Below are 3067 nucleotides of genomic sequence, written 5' to 3' on the forward strand. Positions count from 1 at the left end.
CCAGCATCCGGGCCGGGCCCGGCACGGGCGGCGCAACCCGCCGCGTACCCGGCCGGGTCGGTGACCGGTGAGATGGTCACCTTCGTGGACCGCCATATCGGTCCGGACGTCGATCAGCGTCAGACGATGCTGGCAGAGCTCGGCTACGCCAGCCTGGAGGCCCTTACCGCGGCCACTGTGCCGGCGGTGATCCGCGACAGCGGGCTTGACCTGCCTCCCGCGGTGAGCGAGCCGGAGGTACTCGCGGAGCTGCGTCGCCTCGGCAGCCGCAACCGCCGGGTGCCGTCGATGATCGGTCTCGGATACCACCCGTCGGTGATGCCCGGGGTGATCCAGCGCAACGTTCTGGAGAATCCGGCCTGGTACACCGCATACACGCCGTACCAGCCGGAGATCTCCCAGGGACGGCTGGAGGCGCTGCTGAACTTCCAGACGATGATCACAGATCTGACTGGCCTGGATGTGGCGGGGGCTTCGCTGCTGGACGAGTCGACCGCGGCGGCCGAGGCCATGCAGCTCGCCCGCCGGGCAACCAAGGGGCTGGGTCCGAGGTTCATCGTGGATGAGGACACGTTGCCGCAGACGATCGCGGTGGTCCGCACCCGCGCCGAGGCGCTCGGCATCGACGTGGTGGTCGCGGATCTGTCAACCGTCTTGCCCGAGCACCTCGCCGAGTCGGCGTTCGGCGTCCTGCTCGCCTACCCGGGCGCCGAGGGTGCCCTGCGGGACCCGCGCACCGTGGTCGAGCAGGCGCGGGACCGCGGGATCGTCGTCGCGGTCGCGGTCGATCCGCTGGCGCTGACCCTGCTCACCCCACCGGGCGAGCTCGGTGCGGACATCGCGGTCGGCAGCACGCAGCGGTTCGGCCTGGGCCTGAGCTTCGGCGGCCCGCATGCCGGTTTCATCGCCGTCCGTGACGGTCTGGAGCGGTCGCTTCCGGGCCGGCTTGTCGGTGTGTCGGTGGACGCCGACGGCCATCGTGCCTATCGGCTCGCCATCCAGACCCGTGAGCAGCACATCCGCCGGGAGAAGGCGACCAGCAACATCTGCACGGCGCAGGTGCTGCCGGCGGTGCTGGCGTCGATGTACGCCGTCTATCACGGTCCCGACGGCCTGACCGCGATCGCCGAGCGGGTGCACGACCACGCGGTCCGCCTTGCCACCGGACTTCGTGCCGGTGGCGTCCAGGTCGTCCACGACTACTTCTTCGACACCGTGCTCGCGTTCGTGCCGTCCCGGGCGGCGCAGGTCCTCGCCGCGGCGCTCGCCGGTGGGCTGAACCTCCGGTTGGTCGATGCCGACCACGTCGGTGTCTCCTGCAACGAGACGACGCTGGATGCGGACCTGCACGCCGTGTGGGCGGCGTTCGGCGTCCCGGCGTTGCCGCTGCCCGCGCATCCCACGATGCCCGGTCCGGATGTCAGCGCCGCAGCGGGCCCAGCGCTGGTATCCGGACTGCCAGCTGGACTGCCACCTGGGCTGCCAGCTGGATTGGCAGCCGCACTGGAGCCCGGCGGCGGCGCCGGCCCGGATGGCGGCACCGATGCCGACATGGCGATTCCGGCGGAGCTGTCGCGTACCACCGGCTATCTCAGTCACCCGGTGTTCCATCAGCACCGGTCCGAGACGGCCATGCTGCGCTATCTACGCCGTCTCGCGGACAAGGACCTGGCGCTCGACCGTGGCATGATCCCGCTTGGATCCTGCACGATGAAGCTCAACGCGACGACCGAGATGGCGGCGGTGACCTGGCCTGACTTCGCCGACATCCACCCGTTCGCCCCACTGGACCAGGCCGCCGGCTATCTGGAGCTGATTGGTGATCTCACCGAGTGGCTCACCGCCATCACCGGGTACGCGGCCGTGTCGCTCCAGCCGAACGCTGGCAGCCAGGGCGAGCTCGCCGGACTGCTGGCGATCCGCGCCTACCATCGTGACCACAATCCGCCGGATGCGCCCGCCCGTGACGTCTGCCTGATCCCGTCGTCGGCGCACGGGACGAACGCGGCCAGCGCCGCCATGGCTGGGATGCGGGTCGTCGTGGTGGCCTGCGACGCCGATGGCAACGTCGATCTGGCCGATCTGGCCGCCAAGGCCGCTGCACACTCCGACCGGCTCGCCGCGCTCATGGTGACCTACCCGTCCACGCACGGTGTCTACGAGGAGGGCATCGCGCGGGCGTGCGATCTGGTGCACTCCTGCGGCGGCCTGGTCTATGTCGACGGCGCGAACCTGAACGCCCTGGTGGGGCTGGCCAAGCCTGGGATGTTCGGTGCGGACGTGAGCCACCTGAACCTGCACAAGACGTTCTGCATCCCGCACGGCGGTGGTGGCCCGGGGGTCGGTCCGGTCGCGGTGGTCGAGCGGCTCGCGCCCTACCTGCCCAATCATCCGCTGCTGTCGGAGGCGGGGCCGCACACGGGCATCGGAGCGATCAGCGGGGCGCCGTGGGGGTCGGCGGGCATCCTGATGATTCCCTGGGCGTACATCCGCCTGATGGGCGCGGACGGCCTGCGCCAGGCCACGTCGGTGGCGGTTCTCAACGCCAACCACATCGCCCACCGGCTGGTGTCCTACTTCCCCATCCTCTACACCGGGCGTGATGGTCTGGTGGCGCACGAGTGCATCCTGGACCTTCGCCCATTGACGAAGCGGACCGGGGTGACCGTGGAAGACGTGGCCAAGCGACTCGTCGACTACGGTTTCCACGCGCCGACGATGTCGTTCCCGGTTCCCGGGACGCTGATGGTCGAGCCGACCGAGAGCGAGGACCTGGCCGAGATCGACCGGTTCTGCGATGCGATGATCTCGATACGGCAGGAGGCCGACGAGGTCGGCAAAGGCACCTGGCCCGTCTATGACAACCCCCTGCGCAATGCCCCGCACACGGCGTCGATGCTGGTCGCCGACGAGTGGGCGCATCCGTATCCGCGCACCGTCGCGGCCTATCCGGTCGTGTCGCTACGCACGTCGAAGTACTGGCCGCCGGTCCGCCGCATCGACGGTGCCTATGGTGACCGCCACCTGTTCTGCACCTGCCCGCCCGTGCAGGCCGACGCCGACCCGG

General features: G+C 70.0%; 1 protein-coding gene. It reads left to right on the forward strand.

Annotated features, from left to right (window positions below; genetic code table 11):
* Positions 1–3067 (forward strand): aminomethyl-transferring glycine dehydrogenase subunit GcvPB (gene gcvPB, locus U9980_RS23495; RefSeq protein ID WP_416210369.1); only part of this gene is annotated, 3067 nt, incomplete at both ends.

The organism is Protofrankia sp. Cr1 (genome assembly GCF_963555865.1).
GTDB lineage: Bacteria > Actinomycetota > Actinomycetes > Frankiales > Frankiaceae > Protofrankia.